The following is a 25,864-nucleotide window of genomic DNA, read 5'->3' as shown; positions in this document are numbered from 1 at the left end:
TGGCCGCTGCACTTTTGTCCGGGGTTCTGGCTAGGCTGTCTAAAAGCGCTCTGTTGTGTCCCGTCCGATGCAGTCAACAGTTAGGAACGCGGGTAATGGCCCAAGCCATGATTGAGTTCCATGCGGTCACCAAGCAGTACCAGGGTGGCCAGCCTGCCGTCGACGCCTTGACCATTGCTATCGACAAAGGTTCAATCACGGTCTTTGTAGGACCGTCAGGCTGCGGCAAAACCACCTCCTTGCGGATGATCAACAGGATGGTTGAACCGACGTCGGGTTCCATCACCGTGGACGGCAAGGACGTGCTGAGCGTGCCGCCGGCGCAGCTGCGCAGGTCCATGGGCTACGTTATGCAATCCTCCGGCCTGATGCCGCACAGGACGGTGCTGGACAACATAGCCACTGTGCCCAGGCTCAACGGCGTACCCAGGCAGGCGGCGCGGAAACGGGCAGCAGAACTGCTCGACGTCGTCGGGCTGGCGTCCGCGCTCGGCAAGCGTTACCCCTCCCAGCTGTCCGGCGGACAGCAGCAACGGGTCGGGGTGGCCAGGGCGCTCGCCGCCGACCCGCCCGTGCTGCTCATGGACGAGCCGTTCAGTGCCGTGGACCCGGTGGTGCGGGAAGAACTTCAGCAGGAGCTGCTCCGGCTCCAGCGGGAGCTGGCCAAGACCATCGTTTTTGTCACGCACGATATTGATGAAGCCACCATCTTGGGCGATAAGGTGGCAGTCTTCGTCCTGGGCGGGATCCTTGCGCAGTACGCCACCCCGGAGGAGATCCTCCGCGCTCCTGCCAATGATTTTGTCGCCTCCTTCGTGGGACGGGATCGCGGTTTCCGGCGCTTGGGCTTTACCTCCGCGGATGCCGTCACCATTCATCCGGCAGACGTCATCACCCTGCCTGAAAGAGGAAGCTCCGCAGCGGGAGTTCCGCCAACTAAAGTGCCGCCTTCCGGAGCGTGGCGTCTGGCTGTTGATGCTCGACGGCGTCCGCTGGGCTGGGTGCCGCCCGGAACCTCAACGGTCGTGGCGGGCGGTTCTCTTTTCAGCAAGGGGGACTCCCTGCGCCGTGCACTGGACTCGGCGCTTTCTTCCCCTTCCGGGTTGGGTGTCGCAGTGGATCCGGACGGCGCCTTCGCCGGGGTTATCAAGGCTCCCGAGGTGCTGCAGGCGATTGATGCCGAGCGGCAGCGGCGGGAAGCGGCGCTCTGATGGACTGGGCAAGCTGGCTGATCGACAACCGCACATTGGTACTGGACCGGGCCGTGCAACACCTGGTGCTGGCCGTGATCCCGATGATGGCGGGACTGCTGGTTTCCGTGCCGCTGGCCCGGCTCGCCCTGACCTCTGCGCCACTCAGGTCCATCATTCTGACGGTCAGTTCGCTGCTGTACACGATTCCTTCCCTTGCCCTGTTCATCATCCTGCCGTCAGTTCTCGGCACGCGGATCCTGGACCCCTTGAACGTGGTCGTTGCCCTGACCATCTACGCCATTGCTCTCCTGGTGCGGGCCGCCATAGATGCCCTCGACTCCGTGGATGACGGCCTCAGGGAAGCGGCCACAGCCATGGGCTACAGGCCGTTCAGGCGGTTCCTCACGGTAGATCTTCCGCTGTCCCTTCCTGTGCTTTTCGCCGGGCTGCGCGTGGTCTCGGTCAGCAATATCTCGCTGGTCAGCGTCGCCGCCCTTCTGGGGGTCGAGAATTTGGGCCGCCTCTTCACGGACGGTCTTCAGCGGAATTTCCCCGCTGAAGTGATCATTGGAATCGTCGCCATCGTTCTGCTGGCACTGCTCATGGATGGCGTCCTCGTGCTCCTGGACCGGCTGCTGACCCCCTGGGTGCGGGTTTCGGCTGCCAGCAGCAATGCTGCTTCCGGAAAGTCCTCCGCCGCCTACCTTGCCGAAGCCCCTGTCCACAGCGGGGCGGGCTGATGAGCAGCATCTTCACGGATACCGTCGACTGGCTGGCCGACCCGCTGCATTGGACCGGCAGTGGCAGCATTCCAGTCCGGCTGGGAGAGCATCTCCACTACAGCGCACTGGTGCTGCTGATCGCCAGCGCCATTGCCATCCCGCTCGGCCTGTACATCGGCCACACCGGCCGGGGGAGGGTTGCTGCCATAGCTATCGCCGGTGCCCTTCGCGCGCTGCCCACCCTTGGACTGCTGGTCCTGTTTGCGCTGCTGGCCGGTACCGGGCTGATGCCGCCGGTCTGGGCGCTGGTCATCCTCACCGTCCCGCCGCTCCTCGCCGGCACCTACGCGGGAATTTCCAGCGTTGACCCGGCAGTGGTCGATGCTGCCAGGGCTGTGGGCATGACCGAACTGCAGATCCTGGCCACGGTTGAGGTTCCCAACGGACTGCAGGTGATGCTGGGCGGCTTCCGGACTGCCGTGCTGCAGGTCATCGGCACCGTGTCCGTCTTTGCCTACCTGCCCCTGGGCGGCTTGGGCCGCTACCTCTTCGATGGCCTGTTGCTCCAGGACTTTCCGCGCATGCTGGCAGGATCGCTGCTGATTGCCGCCCTGGCCATTGCCCTGGATCTGTTGCTGGCATTGCTGCAGCGGCTGGTCATTTCGCCAGGTCTCAAATCGCCAACCAAAGGCCGCCATCAGGCAGCCAACGTCCCACCGGCCGCCACATCAAAGGCAGCCGCTGTCTCAGGAGGAACCCCATGAAATACCCCCAGACCACAACCATCACGCGCCGGGGCCTCGGCGGACTGGCCGCCGGCTTTGGCGTTGCCCTCGCACTGACCGCCTGCGGCGGCGGGGACCCGCTGTCCACTCCAGCCACCACGGGAGGATCTTCAGCAGCATCTCCCGGAGCCCCGCTGGTAGTTGGTTCGGCAGACTTCCCGGAGAGCCAGATTATCGCGGAGATCTATGCCGGCGCCCTCAACGCTGCCGGCATCACGGCCAGCACCAAGCCAAATATCGGATCCCGGGAGATATACATCAAGGCCGTCCAGGATGGCTCCGTTGACCTGGTCCCCGACTATTCAGGAAACCTCCTCTCGCACGTGGACCCGGAGGCGGCCGAGGTGTCCGCTGAAGACGTGTACAAGGCGCTGCCGGACACACTGCCTGAAGGGCTGGCCGTGCTGGAAGCTGCCAAAGCTGAGTCCAAAGATGCCATGGTGGTGACCAAAGCAACGGCCGAGAAGTACAAGGCCAAGTCCATCGAGGACCTCGCCGAGCACTGCCCGGAGCTCACCATGGCCGCGCCGGCCACCTTCGAAACCCGCGCCTACGGGCTGCCGGGGCTGAAAAAGAACTATGGCTGCGAGCTCAAGGAGCTCAAGCCCTTTTCCGACGGCGGTGGTCCCCTGACGCTGCAGGCATTGCTGACCGATGAGGTTCAGGTTGCAGATATCTACACCACTACGCCGTCCATCGAGGACAACGACCTGGTAGTCCTCGAAGACCCGAAGAACAACTTCAAGGCCCAGCAGGTTCTGCCGCTGTACAACACGGCGAAGATGACTGACGAGGCTAAGGAAGCGCTAAACGCAGTCTCCAGGGTCCTCACCACAGAAGACCTGGTGGATCTCAACCGGGCCGTCAGCGGAAGCCAGAAACAGGATGCCAAGGATGCCGCTGCGGCATGGCTGAAGGAAAAGGGCATCGTGAAGTAATGAGGTGAGGCATCTCTCACGGAAGTACATCACCGGTGTGGCATATTTGATGAATGGCAGAATTCAGGCAGTCCACCAAGCTTAATAATGTTCTATATGACATCCGTGGACCCATTCTTCAGGCCGCCCAGCAAATGGAGGCGGAGGGTCACCGGATCCTCAAGCTGAACATTGGAAACCCGGCCCCGTTCGGGTTCGAAGCGCCCGACGCCATTCTGGTGGACATGATCCGCCACCTGCCGCATGCCCAGGGGTATAGCGATTCCCGCGGTATCTTCTCTGCCCGTACCGCGGTGTCGCAGTACTACCAGACGCGTGGAATCCAGAACATCCACGTCGACGATATCTACCTCGGCAACGGTGTCAGCGAGCTCATCACCATGTCCCTGATGGCGCTGCTCAACGACGGCGATGAAGTCCTGATACCCACTCCGGACTACCCGCTGTGGACGGCGTCGGTGGCCCTCGCCAGCGGCAAGCCGGTGCACTATCTTTGCGACGAGGAATCCGGCTGGCAACCGGACCTTGAAGATATCGAAGCCAAGATCACGCCCCGGACCAAGGGGATCGTGGTCATTAACCCGAACAACCCCACGGGCGCCGTGTACCCGGAGGAGACGCTCCGCAAGATCGTGACGCTGGCCGAGAAGCATGGCCTGATCATCTTCGCGGACGAAATCTACGAGAAGATCCTGTACGAGGACGCTGTTCACATCAACATGGCCGCGCTCACGGGCGACCATGTTCTGTGCCTGACATTCAGCGGGTTGTCCAAGGCCTACCGGGTATGCGGCTACCGGGCCGGCTGGATGGCAATTTCGGGCCCAAAGAAGGATGCCGCAGATTACCTTGAAGGCATCAGCCTCCTGGCGAATATGCGCCTTTGTGCGAACGTTCCGGCCCAGCACGCCATCCAGACCGCTCTGGGCGGGTACCAGAGCATCAAAGACCTGATCCTGCCCGGAGGCCGGCTCCTGGAGCAGCGGAACAAGGCCTACGATCTGCTCAACGCCATTCCGGGCGTCAGCACACAGCAGGCAAGAGGTGCGCTCTATCTTTTCCCGCGGCTGGATCCGGAGGTCTTCCACATCCGGGATGACGAAAAGTTTGTCCTGGACCTTTTGAGGGAACAGAAGATCCTTGTCTCGCACGGCCGCGCCTTCAACTGGGTGCGCCCCGATCACTTCCGCATGGTCACGCTTCCCAACGTGAAAGACATCGAAGAAGCAATCGGCCGCATGGCGGACTTCCTGAGCAGGTATCAGGGGAACTAACCTTTGTGCACGGGCAACGTGCCCTGCAACCAGCTCTGGCTGAAAGTCGAGGAACCCATGACCGAAGTGGTGGAGTTTTTGAAGGACCCGGCCGAAACCCTCCGGGTGGGTGACGGGTTCCAGTTGGCTGCAGTGGATCCGGACTCCACGCCGGGCTACGTGGGAAACAAGGCCGACGGCCATCGTCTTCTCGGTGCACTGGACGGAAGATTGAGCGGGCTTCAGGAACGTCTTTATGCCCGCGGAAAGTTCGGCGGCCCTGAGCGGCTGCTGCTGATCCTCCAGGCCATGGATACAGCGGGTAAAGGCGGAATCGTCAGCCATGTGATGGGTGCCATGGATCCGCAGGGCGTGCAGCTCAAGGCGTTCAAGGCGCCTACGGAGGAAGAAAAGGCCCACGATTTCCTGTGGCGGATTGAAAAGGAAACCCCCGCCGCCGGGATGGTGGGAGTCTTTGACCGCTCGCACTATGAGGATGTCCTGATCCACAAGGTGCGCGGCCTGGCACCCCAAGAGGAAATTGAACGCCGCTACCGTGCCATCAATGAATTCGAAGAGCGGCTGGCGGAGGCCGGAACCAGGATCATCAAGGTCATGCTGTACATCAGCCGCGATGAACAGAAGAAACGCCTCCTTGCCCGCCTGGACGATCCCGCGAAGCACTGGAAATACAGCACCGGAGACCTCAAGGAACGGGCATTTTGGGGCGACTACATGGCCGCATACCAGGCAGCACTCCAGAACACGAACGCCCCGGCCGCACCGTGGTACGTGGTCCCTGCCAATAAGAAATGGTATGCACGCATCGCCGTCCAGCACCTGGTCATGGACGCCTTGGAGGACTTGAAGCTTGAGTGGCCGGTCGCCGAATTCGACGTCGCGGCGGAACGCCAGCTAGTGGAGAAGTCCTGACCTGAAGCCCTAATCCCTCACGTTTGGGTTTACAAGGGCTGGTCGCGGGCGGCCGCCAAGCGCTTCCGGGCACCCTCCAGCCATTCCTCGCAACGCTTGGCCAGCGCTTCGCCGCGCTCCCAGAGGGCCAGCGAGTCCTCAAGGCTGGCGCCGCCGGCTTCGAGCCTGCCCACCACGCTGACCAGTTCCTCCCTGGCCTGTTCGTAGCTCAAATTTCCAATGTCACTGGTCGGTTCAGTCAATGGCCTGTTCCTCGCTTTCGTTGCCGCTTCGCTCGGGCTTGCGGTTGGGTCTGATGGTTAACAATTGCGCTACTGGTCAACGTGCGCCGCAGTGGTGGTCAAGGCTGAGGCGGACGTCCGTGGGACGTTGCCGTAAGGCGTCCCTCAGCCACCCGGATAGCCAGATGGGCACCGCCGGGAGCCTGCTCCGGGTTCCGTACCACGTCCAGGTGCGTGCTGCTGCCCGCAGCAGCTTCCTCGGGCGTCCCTACCAGGACAACCGCGTAGCCCCGGTCCAGGGTCTTCTGCGGTGATAATGCGCGGACCTGCGCCTGGAGGTGCTGCAGTTGGTCGCCGGCCCGGGCAACGAGTGCATTGACGGCCGCGGAAGACCGTCGCAGGAGACGCTCGATGTCCTCGGACCGCGCGGTCACCATGCCTTCCGGACTGGCAAGGACGGGGCGGGAATGGAGCGAATGCAGCCTGTCCCTTTCACGCTCAAGTGTTCGTGCCATGGTCCGGCGGAGCTGGTCCCGGCACTGCCGCACCTTGGCAAGTTCTTCGCTGACGTCCGGCACCACGCGCTTTGCGGCATCGGTGGGCGTGCTGGCACGGAGGTCAGCGACGTCGTCGAGCAGGGGCCGGTCAGCCTCGTGCCCGATGGCGCTCACCACGGGCGTGACCGCCGCCGCTACAGCCCTGATAAGTTCCTCGCTGCTGAACGGCAGCAGGTCCTCCAGTGCACCGCCGCCGCGGGCAATCACGATAACGTCGACATCCTCGCGGGCATCAAGTTCCCGCAGTGCACGGATGACCTGGGCTACGGCAGTGTTTCCCTGGACGGCAACTTCCCGTACCTCGAACTCCACGGCCGGCCAACGCAGGGCAGCGTTACGCAGCACATCCTTCTTGGCATCGGAGTCGCGCCCGGTGATCAGGCCGATGCGGTGCGGGAGAAGGGGAAGCGACTTCTTGCGGGAGTCGGAGAACAACCCCTCCGCACCCAGTGCCTGCCGCAGCCGCTCGATGCGCGCCAGCAGATCACCCAGCCCCACCGGGCGGATGTCGCGGACCTGCATGTTCAGCCGTCCGGTCTTGACCCAGAACTCAGGCTTGAGTAAGGCAACTACGCGGGAACCGCGTTCCAGCGGGAGATCCTGCCGGTCAAGGACGGTTGACCAAACCGAGGCGGGCAGGGAAATCTCGGCATTGATGTCCCGCAACGTCAGGTAGGAGTTGCCGCCGCGTCGATTGAACTCAATGACCTGGCCCTCCACCCAGGCTGCCGGAGTCCTGTCGATGTGCATCTTGAGCTTTTGGGACAGCAACTGCAGCGGCCAGGGATTGTCCGGCGTTGTGTCAGCAGCCATCGCCGGAACCGTGCTGGTTGTTGGGCCTGAGGATGCTGCCCCGGAATCAGCCACGGCGGAATCGTCGCTGGCTGGAGTCTGAGGCATAAAAGGTCCTTTTCGGGCAGGTCTGTTTGGCTCTGTTTGGCGTGATGCTGTTATCTACGTCTACCATGCCACGCCGACATCTTCGGCGGCCAAGCCCTGGACCGGCCCTAAGCCACAACAAGCGAGGGTTTCTCGCATACGCACCGTTGGCATACCCGCTGGCAGTGGACGCCGCAGTAGCCTTCCTGCTGGGCTTACTGGCCGCCCACCGCAGTGGCGGGTGCTGCAGCCCTTCGGGCCCGGGCGCCTGCGGCAGAGCCGGTAGAATGGAGGAATGACTTCCACAGCTGTTTCCCTGTCGATGCCTATGGTTCCCCGCAAACGGCGCTCGCCGGAGGAAGTCCAGGCGGCGGCTCCCGTGGCCGGACCCAAAAAGGTCCTCCTGGCTGCTCCCCGGGGTTACTGTGCCGGCGTGGACCGGGCCGTCATTGCCGTCGAAAAAGCCCTTGAGCACTACGGGGCGCCCGTCTACGTCCGCAAGCAGATTGTGCACAACGTCCATGTAGTGACCTCGCTCGAGGCGCAGGGGGCAATTTTCGTGGAGGAAACGGACGAGGTCCCTGAGGGCGCACTGGTCATCTTCTCTGCACATGGCGTTTCCCCGGCAGTAGTCGAGTCTGCCGAGCAGCGCGGCCTGCGGACCATCGACGCCACCTGCCCGCTGGTCACCAAGGTCCATAAGGAGGCCGTGCGGTTCGCGAAGGACGACTTCGACATCCTGCTGATCGGCCACGACGGCCATGAAGAGGTGGAAGGGACCGCCGGTGAGGCACCCGAGCACATCCAGATCATCAATGGCCCGCACGAGGTGAACAAGGTCACCGTCCGGGATCCCGAAAAGGTCATCTGGCTTTCACAGACCACGCTGAGCGTTGACGAAACCATGGAAACCGTCCGCCTGCTCAAGGAACGTTTCCCCACCCTGCAGGATCCGCCCAGCGACGACATCTGCTACGCCACCACCAACCGCCAGGTGGCGATCAAGAAGATTTCCCCGCAGGCCGATCTCGTTATTGTTGTTGGCTCGGCAAACTCGTCCAACTCGGTCCGCCTGGTTGAGGTCGCCCTCGAATACGGCGCCAAGGCCTCTTACCGCGTGGACTTCGCCAACGAAGTGGACGAGTCCTGGTTTGAAGGCGTAGCCACCGTGGGCGTGACCTCGGGAGCTTCGGTTCCTGAAGTGCTGGTCAAGGACGTCCTGCGGCTGTTGGCTGACTACGGTTATGGTTCGGTCGAGGAAGTGGTCACGGCGGAGGAGGACCTCCTGTTCTCGCTGCCAAAGGAACTTCGCGCCACGCTCAAGCAGGCCGGCGACTCCACCCGCAATCTGGGCGGCCGCCGGTCGCTCAGCGAGGACGCCAAAAAGAACTAAGCGGCGTTCTCCTCGTTCTCAGCGTCTTCCGTATCTTCGGCGGCCGTTGCGGTGGCTGGTGTTTCAGCAGCAAGCTGCAGTTCCGGTGCGCTTAACGAGCGGGGAGTGGTCTCTACCCTTGCGGGAACAGTCAGCCCAACCTCTTCGAGGGCGCTGAGCTTGCGTGCCGTTGGCAGGACCCTGGCCTCCAGCGTACCCACCAGCGAGTTGTAGCGTTCCACTGAGGTTTTAAGCGAGGCCCCCAGCTTGCCCACATTCTCGCCGAGGGTGCCCATGCGTTCGTAGAGTTGCTTTGCCAAGGTGAACAGTTCGCGGGCATTGTCCGTCAGGACGTCCTGGCGCCAGGTAAATGCCACAGATTTCAGGACCGCCAGCAGCGTGGCAGGGGAGGCCAGCACCACGCTCCGCGAGAGGGCATGGTCCAGGAGTCCCGGATCAGCCATCAGCGCCGCGGACAGGATGGACTCCGCCGGAACAAAACAGATCACGAGCTCGGGCGAGTTGCCGGGCACATCCCAGTATTTTTTGGTGCTAAGGGCATCCACGTGTGACTTGAGTGCCTTCGCATGGGCGGCGAGCAGCGCGTTCTGTTCATTGGCCGGTGCCCAGCGCTGACCCTGGCCCCCTGTGGAGCCGGCTTCCTGGGCCTGCAGGTAGGAGGAGAGCGGGACCTTCGCATCCACTACCAGTTGCTTGTCTCCGGGCAACTGAACTACCAGGTCCGGGCGGACGGTTGATTCCGTGCCGGCGCTGTGGAACTGCTCCACGAAATCCACGTGCCGCAGCATTCCGGCAGCTTCCACGACCCGGCGGAGCTGCACCTCGCCCCATTGGCCGCGGGCACTGTTGGAACGGAGGGCTGATTCGAGGGAGTGAGTTGAGCGGAGGAGCTGTTCATCCGAAAGCCTGGCCTCCTGCAGCTGCTGGGCCAGCTGCCCGTACTGCTCCACCCGGTCACGTTCCAGGAGCGAGACCTGCTTCTGGACTGCAGAAAGCTTCTCCGCCACCGGAGCCAACGCCCGCAGTACGTCGGTGTCACCGCGACGGGACTGTTCCAACTCGACGTTGCGCTGGCCCAGGAGCCGCCGTTCGGCGTCCGCGGCGGCCAGTTGGGCGGTTACCTCGGAGAGGCGCGCCGAGACGGCGTCGAAGTCTTCCTCCAGCCCCTGGTGGCGGCGGCGGAAGGTGAAGTATGCGGCGGCGGCGCCCAAAAGAGCCCCGACGATCAGCATCAGCACCGAAAGAATGATTCCTGTTGCGTCCATGACTTCACTCTGGCATGACCCTCAGACAATTCCGGTGACCATGCTCCATCAGCCGCAGTCCGCCGCAGTGCGGCCCCTCTTACGGGTAGAATCAATGCTCGTGGCTCTTACTATTGGCATCGTCGGACTGCCCAACGTCGGCAAATCAACCCTCTTCAACGCACTGACCCGCAACTCGGTGCTCGCGGCGAACTATCCGTTCGCCACGATCGAGCCGAATGTCGGCGTCGTGAACCTGCCCGACCCGCGCCTCCAGAAGCTCGCGGAGATCTTCGGTTCCCAGCGCTTGATGCCGGCGGCCGTGGCGTTCGTGGACATCGCGGGCATCGTCAAGGGCGCCTCTGAGGGCGAAGGGCTGGGCAACCAGTTCCTCGCCAACATCCGCGAGGCCGAGGCAATCGCCCAAGTGGTCCGGGTGTTCGATGACCCGGATGTGATCCACGTTGACGGCAAGGTGGACCCGCTCTCAGACATGGAGACCATCAATACAGAGCTGATCCTCGCGGACCTGCAGACCATTGAGAAGGCCATCCCGCGCATCGAAAAAGAAGTCAAGATCAAGAAGCGTGAGGCCGCCGAGCTGAACGCGATCCTCGCCGCGCAGAAGGTCCTGGAGCGTGGCGACACCATCTTTGCCTCCGTCAAGAGCGACAAACTGGAGATGGAACACCTCAAGGAACTGAGCCTGCTCACCGCCAAGCCGTTTATCTACGTCTTCAATGCGGATGAAGGCATTCTGGGCAGCCCGGAGAAACAGGAAGAACTGCGGGCGCTGGTGGCCCCGGCTGACTCGATTTTCCTGGACGCAAAGCTGGAATCGGACCTCGTGGAACTGGACGAGGAAGAGGCCCGCGAGATGCTGGAAATGAACGGCCAGGATGAATCAGGCCTTGACCAGCTGGCACGCGTCGGTTTCCACACGCTGGGCCTGCAGACTTACCTCACCGCCGGGCCCAAGGAAACGCGTGCCTGGACCATCCACCGCGGCGACACAGCACCGCAGGCCGCCGGTGTCATCCACACGGACTTCCAGCGCGGCTTCATCAAAGCCGAGGTGGTCTCGTTCGACGACCTCATTGACGCCGGCTCCATGGCTGAGGCCAAGGCCCGCGGCAAGGTCAGGATCGAAGGCAAAGAGTACGTGATGTCCGACGGCGACGTGGTGGAGTTCCGCTTCAACGTCTGAGCCACCAACCGCATCACCGTGGATCAATTTCTGAGGGCCTTCGCTTGAGTGCACAACGCCGCAACCCACAAGGTCCCTTGCCTCTTTCTGCGTGCTTCGTCCCTCTTTGCAGTGCTCGTGGAGGGCCGGACTGTGAGGACAGGTTCTGTCCCTGTCGTCGCAGGTGCCGCCGCTCGACCTGGTTGGGTTGGGCCCGGGCTATTTCCAACTCACTGTTTCCAACTGGGGCGGCCAAAGCAGCACGGCACTGGGGATTGTGGATGACCTGTCGAGGACGCCTGCAGCGTCGTTATTCGGGACTACTACCCATCCAGCCATCCACAGTCCCTCCCTGGACCACGCTGCTGCTGCCATTTACGGAAGAGCGATTCCCATCCATACCGACGGTGATGCCGTCTCAGTAGGAATCGGAAGGGTACCCATCCTCCTCCACACACAAGCCGCCGGTGCCATGAGCATCCTTTAGCGTCCCGGCACTATAAGCCGCTCTCCCGTACTCTTGAACCAGGTTCATTGCGTGTTCCCGCTCCTGGAGTGCCGGGGGCGGATGTCGTGCGCCTCTCGATGGGGACGGGAAAGGAGTCAGCATGCGGCTGAGCAGGATCGGGTGGCTGCTGCCGGCGGCCTGCGCCGCGGTGCTTGTAATGGGCGGTTGTTCGCCGGCAGACCTGGGTGCGCCAAGCCATGAGGAAACCAAGTCAGGTGGCAGTGTCACCGTGCTGGAGATGAACGCGCTCTCCTCCTTCAACCCGGCCAGTGCCGCCGGCAACACTGACATCAACGTAAAAGTCGGGCACCTCACGCACACTGGGTTCTTCACAATTGACGATGCCGCCCGGGTGGTCCGAAACGAGCAATTCGGCCGGTTCGAGAGGGTGTCGGAGGACCCGCTGCGGGTTCGGTACACGGTAAACGACGGAGTTCAGTGGTCCGACGGCGATCCCGTCGACGCAGGCGACCTCCTCCTTGCGTGGGCGGCCGGCTCAGGCTATTACGACGACGCGGATGCCGCCGCGGGGACCGGAAGCAGATACTTCACCACTGCAGCAGACACCACCGGCCTTCGTTCGACGTCGTTCCCTGAACTGGGGGAGGACGGCCGCTCCATCACGCTGACGTACGCCTCCGGCTTTGCCGACTGGGAAACGGCTTTCGACGTCGGTGTGCCGGCCCACGTCGTGGCACTCAAGGGCGGCCTCACGGACGAGCCTGCCCTGATTCAACTCCTGGAGGAGCTGCCAAAGGGGGACCCCGTCCGGCCAGTGGTGAGGCCGGACCTTGCACGGCTGGCCAGCTTCTGGAATTCGGGCTTCGAATCCACCACTCTCCCGGAAGACACCTCACTGTATCTTTCCAGCGGCCCTTTTGTGGTCCAGGAAGTCGAACCGGGGGTGTCGGTCCGGTTGGTGCGCAACAGGGCCTTCGCATGGGGGGCAAAGCCCTACCTTGACGAGGTGATAATCCGGTTTGCGGGTTCTGCCGGCGCCGCGGGAGACGCGCTTTCTGCCGGGCAGGCAGATGTGGCTACGGTCCCGTTCTCCGCAGCGGGACAGTTCCGCAACCTTGCTTCGGATTCCATGACCGTGACGGAATTCGACCGCTTCGCCTACGAGCACCTTGATCTCACGTTCCAGGGCGTTTTTGCCGAGGAGAACGTGCGCCGGGCCTTCCTGAAGACGGTACCGCGGCAGGACATTGCGGATGCGGCGTTGGGCGCCGGTGCCAAGCTCCAGGATTCGCATGTGTTCTACCGGTCTTCGGCCAGATATCCGGATACTGTCGCAGTCAACGGCTCTGCTGACTACTCAGAGGTTGATGTCGATGGTGCCCGTACCCTCCTGGGCGGGGCCACTCCCACCGTGCGGATCCTATACAACCGGGACAATCCAGAGCGCTCACGGGCGTTCGGGCTGATCCGGGATTCCGCGGCGCGCGCCGGGTTCAACGTCGTCGACGGCGGACTGGCCGGCGGTGAGTGGGGCGCTGCCCTTGGCCGGGGCAGCCATGATGCCGCCCTGTCGGGATGGATCGGGACCGGTGTGGGCGTCAGCCACCTGCCGCAAGTGTTCCGCAGCGGTTCGGGAAGCAACTTCAACAGTTTCTCCAACCGTGAGGTTGACCGGCTGCTGGAGCAAGCTGTCAGAAGCACTGACCGCGCAGAACAGGATTCCCTGCTGGCGGAGGCCGACGCTGAGATTTGGAAGAGTGCCTACGGCCTACCACTGTTCCAATCGCGGGGCGTAACTGCCCACATGAACAGTCTCGCCGGTGTTGTCCCGGGTCCGGGCCCGTTGGGAATCTGGTGGAATGTTGCGGACTGGCACCTGAACTGACCTGCTGATGTGCCCGACACCGGCCGCCGGAGCCCGGCAAACCTGCAAGCATACCAGCGGGTAACATCCGTTTGGCAAGTCAATTCAGGCCTCGTATGGCTGCCGGACACCTTCTGGTCACGGTTTGGCAACGGCGTACCAGTATTTGGACTTTGTGCGGCTAGGCTACTTGCATATGTAGGCCAAGTCACAGCTAAGCCTGTGACCAGCCTGCGGGGAAGCAAAAGATTTCCCCTGAATATCTCCCACAACTCATAGGAGGCGGAATGCGTTTCACGCGCACTTCCAAAGCTTTGGGCATTATGGCTATTGCGGCCGCCCTTGCTCTTTCAGGCTGCGGCGCCGGCGGTGGCACCGAAACTGATGCGTCGGTTGACCCGGCCAAGATCATTAAGGCGTACAGCAACGAACCGCAGAACCCGCTGCTGCCGGCCAACACCAACGAGGTCTATGGCGGCCGCGTAGTGGAGCTGCTCTTCGAGGGCCTGCGCACGTACGACGCCGACGGCAAGCCGGTCAACTCGCTGGCGGAGTCCATCGAAACCGAGGACTCACAGACCTGGACCATCAAGGTCAAGGACGGCGCAAAGTTCACCAACGGAGAGGCCATCACGGCCAAGACGTTCGTGGACTCCTGGAACTTCGCTGCCCTGAGCACCAACCTCCAGAACAACGGCTTCTTCTTCGAATCGATCGAAGGCTACGCCGACGTCAGCGCTGTCACCACCTCTACGGATGCTGAAGGCAAGTCAGTTGACACTCCGGCTCCTACCGCCGAGACCATGTCTGGCCTGAAGGCAGTCGATGACTCAACCATCGAGGTAAAGCTGTCCCAGCCGGAGGCGGACTGGTCCCTGCGTCTTGGATACTCCGCCTTCTTCCCGCTGCCCTCGGCCGCACTGGCCGATCCCAAGGCGTTCGGCGAGAACCCGATCGGCAACGGCCCGTACAAGATGGCCAAGGAGGGCGCCTGGCAGCACGACAGCCAGATTGAACTCGTCAAGAACGAGGACTACAGCGGCCCCCGCGAAGCCAAGAACGGCGGCGTGACGTTCAAGTTCTACACCGATCCGGGCCCCGCATACACGGATCTCCAGGGCGACAACCTTGACGTTACGGACGTTCTTCCTTCCAACGCCCTGGCCACCTACACCAACGATTTCGACGGCCGAAACGCCACCAAGCCCGTTGCCACCAACTCCACCCTGAACATCCCGGGTTACAACCCGAACTTCCAGGGTGAAGCCGGCAAGCTGCGCCGCCAGGCTTTGTCTCACGCCATCAACCGTGAAGAAATCGCCAAGGTAGTCTTCAGCGGTACCCGTACCCCGGCAAAGGCCTTCGCTCCGCCGGTGATCGAGGGATTCACCGAAGACATCCCGGGTGCCGAAGTCCTTAAGTTTGACGCCGCCAAGGCTAAGGATCTGTGGGCCCAGGCTGACGCAATCCAGCCTTACGACGATTCAAAGCCGCTTCAGATTGCTTCCAACACCGATGGTGGCAACAAGGAATGGATTGAAGCCGTAGCCAACGGTTTCAAGAACAACCTGGGTATCGAGGCCGAGATCCAGCCGTTCGCCAAGTTCGCTGAAGTGCTCAACCTCCGTAAGTCCCAGAGCCTGCCGGGCCTGAGCCGCGCCGGCTGGCAGGGCGACTACCCGTCGCTCTACAACTTCCTCGGACCGGTCTGGGCAACGGGTGCTTCCTCGAACTACGAGAAGTACTCCAACCCTGAGTTTGATGCCCTCCTGAAGGAAGGTCTCGCTGCCAAGACGCCGGAAGAGGCCAACGCCAAATTCAACGAGGCCCAGGCCATCCTCTTCGAGGACCTGCCCGGACTGCCCCTGTGGGATCAGGCACGGCCCATCGTATGGAGCAACAACGTCGTGAACGCCGAGACCGGCTGGAACGGTGGAGTTCTCTACTACAACATCGAAGCCAAGTAACCTCAGTTATCTGGTTTGCCGATAGGCAAGTGGGGGCCCGGCGTGTGCCGGGCCTCCATTCGTCTGCCCTCGGCAGGAAGGCACTCATGAGATTCCACCGTTTAGCCCCCGGAAGCGGGTGGCCCCGTGGTTAGCTACATTCTTCGCAGGCTCTTGCAGGTAATCCCTGTGTTCCTGGGAACCACCCTCCTTGTGTACTACATGGTCTTCGCCCTGCCGGGTGACCCCATCGCTGCCCTCTTTGGTGACCGGCAGCCTCCGCAGGCCGTCATTGACGCATTGCGGGACCAGTACCACCTCAATGAGCCGTTCTGGGTTCAGTACGGGCTCTTCCTGAAGAGCCTCTTTACCTTTGACCTCGGCGTCGATTTCACGCAGCAGCCGATTGCCGACACCCTGGCCCGGGTTTTCCCGGTGACGGCCATGCTGGCTGTCGAAGCACTCGTCATCCAGGCCGTGTTCGGCGTCCTGTTCGGCGTTTTTGCCGGCCTCCGCAAGGGCAAGTGGTTTGACTCCACGGTGCTGGTTGCCTCGCTGGTGGTCATCGCCGTCCCCACTTTCGTCCTGGGCTTTGTTTTCCAGCTGGTCTTCGGCGTCCAGCTTGGCTGGGCCAAGCCAACGGTAGGGGCGAACGCCGGTTGGGGAGATCTGATCCTTCCGGCCGTCGTTTTGGGCCTTGTCTCGTTCGCCTACGTACTGCGCCTTACGCGCGCGTCTGTCATCGAGAACATGAATGCCGACTATGTTCGCACCGCCACCGCCAAGGGATTGTCCCGGCCTCGCGTGGTAGTCGCCCATATCCTCCGCAACTCCATGATCCCGGTGGTAACCTACCTGGGCGCCAACCTGGGCGGGCTGATGGGCGGTGCCATTGTCACTGAGGGCATCTTCAACGTCCCAGGGGTAGGTAATAAGTTGTTTCAGGCAGTGTTGAGAGGTGAAGGGCCCACGGTCGTTGCGATTGTGAGTGTCCTGGTCCTCGTATTCGTCCTGGCCAACCTCCTGGTTGACCTCCTTTACGCCTGGCTTGACCCGAGGATTCGCTATGACCACTAATTCAAACCACTTTGTGGCCCCGGTGGAGGAAACCCCTCTGCAGGCCACGGACTCGGCGATCACAGACCAGGCTCCGTTGAGCCTCTGGGCAGAGGCCTGGAAGAACCTGCGGCGCCGGCCTTTGTTCATCATTTCTTCGATCATGATCCTGATCCTCGTGGTCATCGCCCTGTTCCCGGGCATGTTCACGAACGTGGCCCCGAACGAAAACTGCCAGTTGGCGAACTCTCTGGGGGCCCCGGCACCGGGGCATCCCTTCGGATTCACCTACCAGGGCTGCGATGTCTTTGCGCGCGTGATCTACGGGACGCAGGCCTCCCTGGCCGTGGGTATCCTTTCGGTACTCTGCGTATTGGTCATCGGTGTGACCTTGGGCGCCTTGGCAGGCTTCTACGGTGGCTGGCTGGACGCCGTCCTCGCCCGCTTGGGCGATATTTTCTTCGCATTGCCCCTGATCCTCGGCGCCCTGGTTCTGACCCAGCTGCCCATGTTCCGGGAAAACAAGAGCGTCTGGACCGTGGTCCTGGTGATCTCACTGCTGGCATGGCCGCAGATGGCACGTATTACCCGTGGTGCCGTCATTGAGGTCCGTAATGCCGACTTCGTTACGGCAGCCCGTGCCTTGGGAGTTTCCAAGTTCGGTTCATTGCTGCGGCACGTGCTGCCGAACGCCCTGGCTCCGGTCATCGTGCTCGCAACGCTGGAACTGGGCGTCTTCATCGTCGCCGAAGCAACTCTTTCGTTCCTCGGTATCGGCTTGCCCCCAAGCATCATGTCCTGGGGTAACGACATTGCAGGCGCGCAGGTGGCAATCCGCACCAACGTGGCGATCCTGCTGTATCCCGCCGCTGCATTGTCCATCACCGTGCTGAGCTTCATCATGCTTGGCGATGCGGTACGCGATGCCCTGGATCCGAAGGCCCGTCAGCGATGAGAGACAACACCATGACATCTGATATCCGCATCGAGGAGTCCGGTTCGCGTCAGGCAATGCCGCTCCTTGAAATCCGAGATCTTGCCATCACCTTCAAAACCGGAAGTGGTGAGGTCAAGGCAGTCAAGAACGCACACCTCACCATCATGCCGGGCGAAACCGTCGCCATTGTGGGTGAATCAGGTTCCGGAAAATCGACGACGGCGCTTGCTGCCATCGGTCTTCTGCCCACCAACGGCAGGGTCTCCGGCGGGCAGATCCTGCTCGACGGCGAGGACATCGCCAACGCCTCTGAGAAGCGCATGATCGAGCTCCGCGGCAATACGATCGGCATGGTCCCGCAGGACCCCATGTCGAACCTCAATCCCGTTTGGAAAATCGGGTACCAGGTCAAGGAAACGCTGCGGGCCAACGGTAAGCCGAGCGGACCGGACGACGTCGCGAGGGTGCTGGCCCAAGCCGGCCTGCCGGACGCGCATCGCCGTGCCAAGCAGTATCCGCACGAGTTTTCCGGCGGTATGCGCCAGCGTGCCCTGATTGCCATTGGCCTGTCCTGCCAGCCGCGCCTCCTGATCGCGGATGAGCCCACCTCGGCACTGGATGTGACAGTCCAGCGGCAGATACTGGACCACCTGGAAACCATGACCACGGAACTGGGCACCTCGGTGTTGCTGATCACCCACGATCTGGGTCTCGCGGCCGAGCGTGCGGACAAGGTCGTAGTGATGTACCAGGGCAACGTGGTGGAGGCCGGGCCGTCCCTGGAGCTTCTCCAGAACCCGCAGCACCCCTACACCCAGCGCCTGGTGGCTTCGGCGCCGTCGTTGGCCTCCCGCCGAATCCAGGTGGCCAAGGAACAGGGCATCGAAACCGATGAGCTGCTGGCACCGGCCGACGGCCAGACCGTGGCGGCTGCGGACGAGGTGCTCAAGATCGAGGACCTCACCAAGGTGTTCAAGCTGCGTTCGGGCTTTGGCCGCAGCACCGACTTCACGGCTGTGGACAAGGTGTCCTTCGGCGTCAAGCGGGGAACCACGACGGCGATCGTAGGTGAGTCCGGTTCCGGTAAGTCCACAGTGGCCCAAATGGTGCTGAACCTGCTGAAGCCGACCTCCGGCCGGATCGTCTTCGATGGGGTGGATACGTCCACCCTCGGCAGGAAGGAACTGTTCGCGTTCCGTCGCAGGGTGCAGCCCATCTTCCAGGATCCGTACGGTTCACTTGACCCGATGTACAACATCTTCCGTACCATCGAGGAGCCGCTTCGCACGCACAACGTGGGAAACGCGGCCAGCCGGGAAAAGAAGGTCCGTGAACTCCTGGACCAGGTGGCACTGCCGCAGTCCATGATGCAGCGGTTCCCGAACGAGCTCTCCGGTGGACAGCGGCAGCGGGTGGCCATCGCACGGGCGCTGGCCCTGGACCCGGAAGTCATCATCTGCGATGAGGCCGTGTCCGCGCTGGACGTGCTGGTGCAGGCGCAGGTGCTGAACCTGTTGGCTGAACTCCAGTCCAACCTGGGCCTGACCTACCTGTTCATCACCCACGACCTCGCCGTGGTTCGGCAGATCGCGGACCACGTGTGCGTCATGGAGAAGGGCAAGCTGGTGGAGACCGGTGCCACCGACGATGTTTTCGAGTCCCCGCAGATGGAGTACACGAAGGCCCTGCTCAATGCGATCCCCGGTGCCAGCCTGATGCTGCCGCCTGAGGTTGCCTGACAGTTTTCAGCCAGAGAGCAGTGGAGCCGGTACCCGTCAGGGAGCCGGCTCCACTGCTGTGTCGCTCTACTGCTGCGTTCCCTCCTCCAGGTGCAGCTCACGGAGGCGGGTTTCCAACAACCGTCCCAATGCCTTATGGCCTGCTGGATTCATATGGACGGCATCCGCCAGGTTGGCGGATTGGCCGTGCTTTGTCAGCCAGTCACCTACTGCTACAAAGGGCAGGCTGTGGCTGGCTGCCACTGTTCCCAGAAGCGCGTCCACCTCACTGCGCCGGCCCCCGCCGTCTAGCACTCCACGGCCCAGGGTTCCTATCATGGCCAGCTCCGCCTGTGGATAGCGCTTAGTCAGCTCTGCGATCAGCAAGTGCGCGTTGGCAGCGATCTGCTCGTTGGTGGCTCCGCGTGCGGCATCGTTCCCACCGCCTTGGATGACGATCAGGGAAGGGGCACCGTCAGGCAGTTTCCAGTCTCCTTCACGCAGTGCGTCAAGGTAGTTGCCGGTCTCACCGTTAGCCACCACAAATCCTGTACCGCCCAGCCCGCAGAAGTGCACGCTGTAGCCAATCGCTGCCAGGCCAAGGCGGGGCCAGCCGTTGGCCGGTTCGGATTGGGAATCGCCGATCAGCAGGGCCGTGGGCTTCACGGCAGGGGGCTTGGAATTGGGCGAAACTGAAGGAGACACCGCAGATGTGGGTGCCGACGTCGAAGCAGGGACCGGCGTGGACGGCGCCGTACCGGTTGGCGAAACGCCAGGTGCCATGGCGGCGGGTGGGGTGGCGGGCCCGCAGCCGATCAGGAGGATGCCCACAAGGACCGCTGATGCGACAAAGCGGGGCAGGGCCGAGGATTTTCGCGTCAAGTGGTCTCCGGGCTTGCTCAAGGTCGTAGAGCCATGATGGTGCTATGAATACAAAAAATCCAGTGATCTTAATCACTAACTGACGCAGTGGTGCAGGAAGGACGCGGGGCAGGAAGCCGGCAATCTCTGGTTTTTAGGCCAATAATTGCCTCAGCCGTTAGAATGAAGGAAGGTGCCCTGTGCTAAGGGGCCGATCCGTCGTGCGTTCCAGTTGGAAATGTCGCGATACTTTACCGCTGACCCACGAATCGAGTCATTACGCATGTCTGAAACCACCACCAACACCGCCGCGAACACTGCGTCACGCAGTGATCTGCGCAACGTCGCGATCGTGGCCCACGTTGACCACGGCAAGACCACCCTGGTCGACGCCATGCTCAAGCAGACCAACTCCTTCGCCGAGCACAACCACCTCGAAGACCGCGTTATGGACTCCGGTGACCTCGAGCGTGAAAAGGGCATCACCATCCTGGCGAAGAACACCACCGTTGCCTACAACGGACCTTCGTCCAAGGGTGAGACCATCACCATCAACGTCATCGACACTCCCGGCCACGCCGACTTCGGCGGCGAGGTGGAGCGCGGCCTGTCCATGGTTGACGGCGTCGTCCTGCTCGTTGACGCTTCCGAAGGTCCGCTGCCGCAGACCCGCTTCGTATTGCGTAAGGCCCTGGCTGCGCACCTGCCTGTGATCCTGCTGGTCAACAAGACCGACCGTCCCGATGCCCGCATCGAGGAAGTCGTCCATGAGTCCATGGACCTGCTGCTAGGCCTGGCTTCTGACCTAGCCGACGAAGTTCCGGACCTGGACCTGGACAAGATCCTCGAAGTTCCCGTGGTTTATGCTGCTGCCAAGGTTGGCCGCGCGTCCCTGGAGCAGCCGGCTGACGGCACCGCGCCGGAGAACGAGGACCTGGAACCGCTTTTCCAGACCATCATCGAGCACATCCCTGCGCCCACCTACAACCCGGATGGTGTCCTGCAGGCGCACGTCACCAACCTGGATGCTTCGCCGTTCCTGGGCCGCCTCGCGCTGCTCCGTATCTACAACGGAACCCTGCGTAAGGGCCAGACCGTTGCTTGGGCCCGTGCCAACGGTGAACTCAAGAACGTCAAGATCACCGAACTGCTGGCCACCAAGGCACTGGACCGTGTTCCCACCGACTCCGCCGGCCCGGGTGAGATCGTCGCCGTCGCCGGCATCGAAGAGATCACCATCGGTGAGACCCTGACCGACGCCGAGAACCCGCAGCCGTTGCCGCTGATCACGGTTGACCCGCCGGCAATCTCCATGACCATCGGTATCAACACCTCCCCGATCGCGGGTAAGGTCAAGGGCCACAAGGTCACGGCACGCCAGGTGAAGGACCGCCTGGACAAGGAACTGATTGGTAACGTTTCCTTGAACGTTCTGCCTACCGAGCGTCCCGACGCTTGGGAAGTCCAGGGCCGTGGCGAATTGGCTCTGTCCATCCTCGTTGAGCAGATGCGCCGTGAAGGCTTCGAGCTCACCGTTGGCAAGCCGCAGGTAGTGACCAAGACCGTTGATGGCAAGATCCACGAGCCGATGGAGCACATGACCATCGACGTGCCGGAAGAATACCTCGGCGCTGTCACCCAGCTCATGGCCGCACGCAAGGGCCGCATGACCAATATGGCCAACCACGGTACCGGCTGGTGCCGCATGGAGTTCATCGTTCCGGCCCGTGGCCTGATCGGTTTCCGCACCAAGTTCCTCACGGACACCCGTGGAGCCGGCATCGCTTCCTCGCTGGCTGAAGGATATGAGCCGTGGGCCGGCCCCATCGAATACCGCACCAACGGTTCGATCGTGGCTGACCGCTCAGGCGTTGTCACCCCGTTCGCGATGATCAAGCTCCAGGAACGCATGACCTTCTTCGTGCAGCCCACCTCTGAGGTCTACGAGGGCATGATCGTTGGCGAGAACTCCCGCGCCGATGACATGGACGTGAACATCACTCGCGAGAAGCAGCTCACCAACATGCGTGCAGCTTCCTCGGACACCTTCGAGAACATGACGCCGCCGCGCGACTTGACCCTCGAAGAGTCTCTCGAATTCGCCCGCGAAGACGAGTGCGTCGAGGTCACCCCGGAATCCATCCGCATCCGCAAGGTCATCCTGGACGCCAGCGAGCGCTCCAAGGCCAACCGCCAGCGCGCCAAGGTCTAGCCAGCCACTCAGCAAGCCTGAGTAGCTCCAGCAAAAAGCTGCCGGAACGGCAGGCGGGACGCCCCGCCGTCGTTCCGGCAGTTTTTGCTTAAATCCGGATCTGAATACGGAGTCAGGGTCGCGGAGCCCGCGGCGCCCGACGTTCCGGTGCAGGAGGCACCGCCTTGGCTGCGACAACGTCGGAAAGCGCGATGTCGACGTCGGCCTTCCGGGTCTGCACGGTGCAGGCGCTGGCATCGCATCTCAGCAGCAGGCCCAGGGCGTCCGTGAATCCCTCTCCGTAGCGGTAGCGGACCACCACGCGGGTGCCTGTGGCGGCGGATGCCAGGAAATCACGGGGGCTCGTGGGGGTGGGATTCACGTGTTTATCCTAAGCCGCGTTCATACTAGGACGCAGGGATGGGTTCGTTGGAACAGACTGGGAGATAATAGGCTCAGTAGGCAAGAACGCGGCGGAAACGCTGGACGAGACAACCGGTCGAAGCCGGAAAACAACCTGGAGAGGCAAGGGACGTGACGTACGTAATCGCGCAGCCGTGTGTAGATGTCAAGGACAAGGCCTGTATTGAAGAGTGCCCGGTCGACTGCATCTACGAAGGTGAGCGTTCGCTGTACATCCACCCGGACGAATGCGTTGACTGTGGTGCCTGCGAGCCGGTTTGCCCGGTAGAGGCTATCTACTACGAAGACGATACCCCCGAGGAATGGGCGGATTACTACAAGGCCAACGTGGAGTTCTTCGATGACCTGGGATCGCCCGGTGGCGCGGCCAAGCTTGGCAACACCGGCAAGGACCACCCCATGATTGCCGCCCTTCCGCTGCAGAACCAGGACCACTGAGCCAACATGGCTGAGGCAACCGGGACTGCGTCCTTCGGGCTGAATCTACCGGACTACCCGTGGGAGGCCATGGCACCGTATCTGGCCAAGGCTTCGGATCACCCTGGTGGATTGGTGAACCTGTCCATCGGCACCCCGGTGGATCCGACGCCGGCACTCATCCAGGATGCCCTCCGTGCCGCGACGGATGCACCCGGGTATCCCACGGTGCACGGCACGCCAACGCTTCGCCAGGTCATCTGCGCCTGGTTTGAACGCCGCCGCGGCGTCCCGAATCTGGATCCGCGCGATGTTATGCCCACTGTCGGCTCGAAAGAACTCGTGGCCTGGTTGCCGCTGCTGCTCGGGCTGGGCAAGGGCGACGTCGTGGTTCGTCCCACCGTGGCTTACCCCACGTACGACATTGGCGCCACGCTGGCGGGGGCTACGTCGGTGGCAGCAGATGACCTCGACTCACTCGATGACGCCACCCGCGCCCGGGTGCGGCTTGTTTGGGTCAATTCGCCTGGAAACCCTACGGGCAGCGTCCGCAGTGTCGATTCGCTCAGGGGCCTGGTGGCCGGAGCGCGGCAGCTGGGTGCTGTGGTTGCCTCGGACGAATGCTACGCGGAACTCGGCTGGGGGGAGTGGGACGTCCAGCGCGGCGGCCAGCCTGTTCCCAGCATCCTGGATCCTCGCGTAACCGGTGGTTCCAACGAAGGCCTGCTGGCCGTCTACTCGCTGAGCAAGCAGTCAAACCTGGCAGGTTACCGCGCGTCGTTCGTCGCCGGCGCACCGGATTTGATGGCCAACCTGGTCAACAGCCGCAAACATGCCGGCATGATTGTGCCGTATCCGGTGCAGGAAGCGCTCCGGGTGGCACTCGGCGACGACATCCATGTGCAGGAGCAGAAGGATTTGTACCGCTCGCGGCGTGAACGCCTGGTTCCCGCACTGGAAACCTTCGGCCTGACCATCCATGAGTCCCACGCCGGGCTGTACCTGTGGTGCACCGCCGGCGAGGATACCTGGACCACGGTCGACCGTCTGGCCTCGCTCGGCATCGTCGTCGGGCCGGGGGTGTTTTATGGCCGCGCCGGCGAGGGCTTTATCCGGGTTGCCCTCACCGGAACCGATGAACGCATTGATGAGGCCGTAAGGCGGCTGATATCAGGGCAGTAACGAACGTGTGACTCGTGCCACTTCAGCGCGTAGTTTAGCAGGATCCGGCGGTTTTGAATTAGTGGACACCTGCACTTGCGCTGTAGCTTAACAGTGACTATCAAAGCCTCATGAAGGGGACTCCATGACTGAGAACAACAGCGCTACCCTGCATCACGCAGGCGGGGAGCTCAAGCTCCCGCGCATCCAGGTTGTAGAAGGAAACGAAGGTTATGACGTTTCCAAGCTGCTGAAGCAGACGGGCGCAGTCACTTTCGACCCCGGCTTTATGAACACCGCAGCAACCACTTCTGCCATCACCTACATCGACGGCGATGCCGGGATCCTGCGGTACCGCGGCTACCCCATCGAGCAGCTGGCTGCGAACTCCAGCTTCCTCGAAGTTTCCTACCTGCTGATTTACGGTAACCTGCCCACCCCCACGGAACTGGAAGCGTTCGATCAGCGGATCCGCCACCACACCCTCCTGCACGAAGAGCTCAAGGGCTTCTTTAGCGGCTTCCCCCGGGACGCCCACCCGATGCCGGTGCTGTCGTCGGCAGTATCTGCGCTGTCCACGTTCTACCAGGATTCCCTGGATCCCAACAACGCCGAACAGGTAGAGGTCTCCACCATCCGCCTGATGGCCAAGCTGCCGGTCATCGCCGCCTACGCGCACAAGAAGTCCATCGGGCAGCCCATGCTCTACCCGGACAACTCCATGAACCTGGTGGAGAACTTCCTGCGCCTGAGCTTCGGTCTGCCAGCTGAGCAGTATGAGCTGGATCCGGTCGTCGTGAAGGCCCTGGATCTGCTGCTGATCCTGCATGCAGACCACGAGCAGAACTGTTCCACGTCTACGGTCCGCCTGGTGGGGTCCTCCGACGCCAACCTCTTCGCCTCCGTTTCGGCCGGAATCCACGCTCTTTCCGGGCCGGCCCACGGCGGTGCCAACGAAGCCGTCCTGAAGATGCTCCGCCAGATCCAGGCTGAAGGCACCAAGCCCGAATCCTACATGGAAAAGGTCAAGAACAAGGAGGACGGCGTCCGCCTGATGGGCTTCGGTCACCGCGTCTACAAGAACTACGATCCGCGGGCCAAGATCGTCAAGAACACCGCGCACGAGATCCTGAGCAAATTGGGCGGCAACGACGAGTTGCTGGACATTGCCCTGCGCCTGGAAGAGAAGGCGTTGAACGATGACTACTTCATCGAGCGCAAGCTGTACCCGAACGTGGACTTCTACACCGGCCTGATCTACAAGGCGATGGGCTTCCCGGAGAAGATGTTCACAGTCCTCTTCGCCATCGGCCGGCTTCCCGGTTGGATCGCGCAGTGGCGCGAGATGGCCAGCGACCCCCAGACCAAGATCGGGCGCCCGCGCCAGCTTTACGTGGGAGAGCCGGCCCGGGACTACCCGGCCCGCTGACGCCCCTGGTGATCGAGCTTGTCGAGATCCGGTTTTCGACTAGCTCAACCACCGGTTGTTACAAAACGGCCGCCCACCTCCATGAGGT

Annotated in this window: 22 protein-coding genes; 17 read left to right on the top strand and 5 right to left on the bottom strand. The window is 62.4% G+C overall.

Annotation, left to right across the window (positions count from 1 at the left end):
- Window positions 1-95 precede the first annotated feature (95 nt).
- From ACWA13_RS12750 to ACWA13_RS12725, 6 genes are read left to right on the top strand one after another with little or no spacing between them, the layout of a single operon-like run.
- Window positions 96-1,211 (top strand): ABC transporter ATP-binding protein, encoded by a 1,116-nt coding sequence (locus tag ACWA13_RS12750; RefSeq protein WP_463934573.1) that lies wholly within the window; start codon window positions 96-98, stop codon window positions 1,209-1,211.
- Window positions 1,211-1,933 (top strand): ABC transporter permease, encoded by a 723-nt coding sequence (locus ACWA13_RS12745; protein ID WP_463934572.1) that lies wholly within the window; start codon window positions 1,211-1,213, stop codon window positions 1,931-1,933. The genes ACWA13_RS12750 and ACWA13_RS12745 overlap by 1 nt, the downstream gene beginning before the upstream one ends.
- Window positions 1,933-2,679 (top strand): ABC transporter permease, encoded by a 747-nt coding sequence (locus tag ACWA13_RS12740; RefSeq protein ID WP_463934571.1) that lies wholly within the window; start codon window positions 1,933-1,935, stop codon window positions 2,677-2,679. Before ACWA13_RS12745 ends, ACWA13_RS12740 begins: the two co-directional genes overlap by 1 nt.
- A complete protein-coding gene (locus ACWA13_RS12735; RefSeq protein ID WP_463934570.1) occupies window positions 2,676-3,638 on the top strand; it encodes an ABC transporter substrate-binding protein in 963 nt (320 codons plus the stop codon). The genes ACWA13_RS12740 and ACWA13_RS12735 overlap by 4 nt, the downstream gene beginning before the upstream one ends.
- A gap of 53 nt (window positions 3,639-3,691) precedes the next feature.
- Window positions 3,692-4,912: a pyridoxal phosphate-dependent aminotransferase gene (locus ACWA13_RS12730; RefSeq protein ID WP_463934569.1), complete on the top strand. Its 1,221-nt coding sequence runs from the start codon at window positions 3,692-3,694 to the stop codon at window positions 4,910-4,912.
- Between the two features lie 57 nt (window positions 4,913-4,969).
- Entirely contained in the window at window positions 4,970-5,824 is an 855-nt protein-coding gene (locus ACWA13_RS12725; RefSeq protein WP_463934568.1) for a polyphosphate kinase 2 family protein, read from the top strand.
- 29 nt (window positions 5,825-5,853) lie between these two features.
- Here ACWA13_RS12725 and ACWA13_RS12720 read toward each other — a convergent pair whose 3' ends face one another.
- Together ACWA13_RS12720 and xseA are read right to left on the bottom strand one after the other, a co-directional pair.
- Complete coding sequence (locus ACWA13_RS12720) at window positions 5,854-6,066, bottom strand: exodeoxyribonuclease VII small subunit (protein WP_463934567.1); 213 nt, start codon at window positions 6,064-6,066, stop codon at window positions 5,854-5,856.
- A 98-nt stretch (window positions 6,067-6,164) separates the two neighbouring features.
- Entirely contained in the window at window positions 6,165-7,415 is a 1,251-nt protein-coding gene (gene xseA, locus ACWA13_RS12715; protein ID WP_463937927.1) for an exodeoxyribonuclease VII large subunit, read from the bottom strand.
- Between the two features lie 361 nt (window positions 7,416-7,776).
- On the opposite strand from xseA, the gene ACWA13_RS12710 reads away from it, so the two are divergent.
- Window positions 7,777-8,874, top strand: coding sequence for a 4-hydroxy-3-methylbut-2-enyl diphosphate reductase (locus ACWA13_RS12710; protein WP_463934566.1), 1,098 nt, complete (start codon window positions 7,777-7,779; stop codon window positions 8,872-8,874).
- Here the strand turns inward: ACWA13_RS12710 and ACWA13_RS12705 are convergent.
- Window positions 8,871-10,139 carry a DNA recombination protein RmuC gene (locus ACWA13_RS12705; protein WP_463934565.1) on the bottom strand — a complete coding sequence of 423 codons (1,269 nt, stop codon included), beginning with the start codon at window positions 10,137-10,139 and terminating at the stop codon, window positions 8,871-8,873. The two genes, ACWA13_RS12710 and ACWA13_RS12705, sit on opposite strands and share 4 nt — an antisense overlap.
- Before the next feature lie 100 nt (window positions 10,140-10,239).
- On the opposite strand from ACWA13_RS12705, the gene ychF reads away from it, so the two are divergent.
- The 6 genes from ychF to ACWA13_RS12675 all read left to right on the top strand — a co-directional run bounded on the left by ychF (window position 10,240) and on the right by ACWA13_RS12675 (window position 19,315).
- The gene (gene ychF, locus ACWA13_RS12700) at window positions 10,240-11,325 is read left to right on the top strand and encodes a redox-regulated ATPase YchF (protein WP_463934564.1); all 1,086 of its coding nucleotides are present in this window, start codon (window positions 10,240-10,242) and stop codon (window positions 11,323-11,325) included.
- 587 nt (window positions 11,326-11,912) lie between these two features.
- The gene (locus tag ACWA13_RS12695; protein WP_463934563.1) at window positions 11,913-13,658 is read left to right on the top strand and encodes an ABC transporter family substrate-binding protein; all 1,746 of its coding nucleotides are present in this window, start codon (window positions 11,913-11,915) and stop codon (window positions 13,656-13,658) included.
- 266 nt (window positions 13,659-13,924) lie between these two features.
- Complete coding sequence (locus tag ACWA13_RS12690) at window positions 13,925-15,604, top strand: peptide ABC transporter substrate-binding protein (RefSeq protein WP_463934562.1); 1,680 nt, start codon at window positions 13,925-13,927, stop codon at window positions 15,602-15,604.
- A 126-nt stretch (window positions 15,605-15,730) separates the two neighbouring features.
- The gene (locus ACWA13_RS12685) at window positions 15,731-16,660 is read left to right on the top strand and encodes an ABC transporter permease (protein ID WP_463934561.1); all 930 of its coding nucleotides are present in this window, start codon (window positions 15,731-15,733) and stop codon (window positions 16,658-16,660) included.
- Entirely contained in the window at window positions 16,650-17,594 is a 945-nt protein-coding gene (locus ACWA13_RS12680) for an ABC transporter permease (RefSeq protein ID WP_463934560.1), read from the top strand. Before ACWA13_RS12685 ends, ACWA13_RS12680 begins: the two co-directional genes overlap by 11 nt.
- Before the next feature lie 11 nt (window positions 17,595-17,605).
- Window positions 17,606-19,315, top strand: a complete 1,710-nt coding sequence (locus tag ACWA13_RS12675; RefSeq protein WP_463934559.1) for a dipeptide ABC transporter ATP-binding protein — start codon at window positions 17,606-17,608, stop codon at window positions 19,313-19,315.
- A 66-nt stretch (window positions 19,316-19,381) separates the two neighbouring features.
- Here the strand turns inward: ACWA13_RS12675 and ACWA13_RS12670 are convergent, their stop codons facing one another.
- Window positions 19,382-20,197 carry an SGNH/GDSL hydrolase family protein gene (locus tag ACWA13_RS12670; protein WP_463934558.1) on the bottom strand — a complete coding sequence of 272 codons (816 nt, stop codon included), beginning with the start codon at window positions 20,195-20,197 and terminating at the stop codon, window positions 19,382-19,384.
- Between the two features lie 241 nt (window positions 20,198-20,438).
- Between ACWA13_RS12670 and typA the strand changes: the two genes are divergently transcribed.
- Window positions 20,439-22,367 (top strand): translational GTPase TypA, encoded by a 1,929-nt coding sequence (gene typA / locus ACWA13_RS12665; RefSeq protein WP_463934557.1) that lies wholly within the window; start codon window positions 20,439-20,441, stop codon window positions 22,365-22,367.
- Between the two features lie 112 nt (window positions 22,368-22,479).
- On the opposite strand, the gene ACWA13_RS12660 is transcribed toward typA, so the two are convergent.
- Window positions 22,480-22,728, bottom strand: coding sequence for a putative acetyltransferase (locus ACWA13_RS12660; protein ID WP_463934556.1), 249 nt, complete (start codon window positions 22,726-22,728; stop codon window positions 22,480-22,482).
- 152 nt (window positions 22,729-22,880) lie between these two features.
- Between ACWA13_RS12660 and fdxA the strand changes: the two genes are divergently transcribed.
- The 3 genes from fdxA to ACWA13_RS12645 all read left to right on the top strand — a co-directional run bounded on the left by fdxA (window position 22,881) and on the right by ACWA13_RS12645 (window position 25,776).
- Window positions 22,881-23,207, top strand: a complete 327-nt coding sequence (gene fdxA, locus ACWA13_RS12655; RefSeq protein ID WP_463934555.1) for a ferredoxin — start codon at window positions 22,881-22,883, stop codon at window positions 23,205-23,207.
- 6 nt (window positions 23,208-23,213) lie between these two features.
- Window positions 23,214-24,368 (top strand): succinyldiaminopimelate transaminase, encoded by a 1,155-nt coding sequence (gene dapC / locus ACWA13_RS12650; protein WP_463934554.1) that lies wholly within the window; start codon window positions 23,214-23,216, stop codon window positions 24,366-24,368.
- A 124-nt stretch (window positions 24,369-24,492) separates the two neighbouring features.
- Window positions 24,493-25,776, top strand: coding sequence for a citrate synthase (locus ACWA13_RS12645; RefSeq protein WP_463934553.1), 1,284 nt, complete (start codon window positions 24,493-24,495; stop codon window positions 25,774-25,776).
- The last annotated feature ends 88 nt before the right edge of the window (window positions 25,777-25,864 follow it).

The organism is Pseudarthrobacter sp. TRD_SC_9, assembly GCF_055361265.1.
Note: the sequence above shows the minus strand (reverse complement) of the source record. Positions and strands in the feature narration are given on the sequence as shown.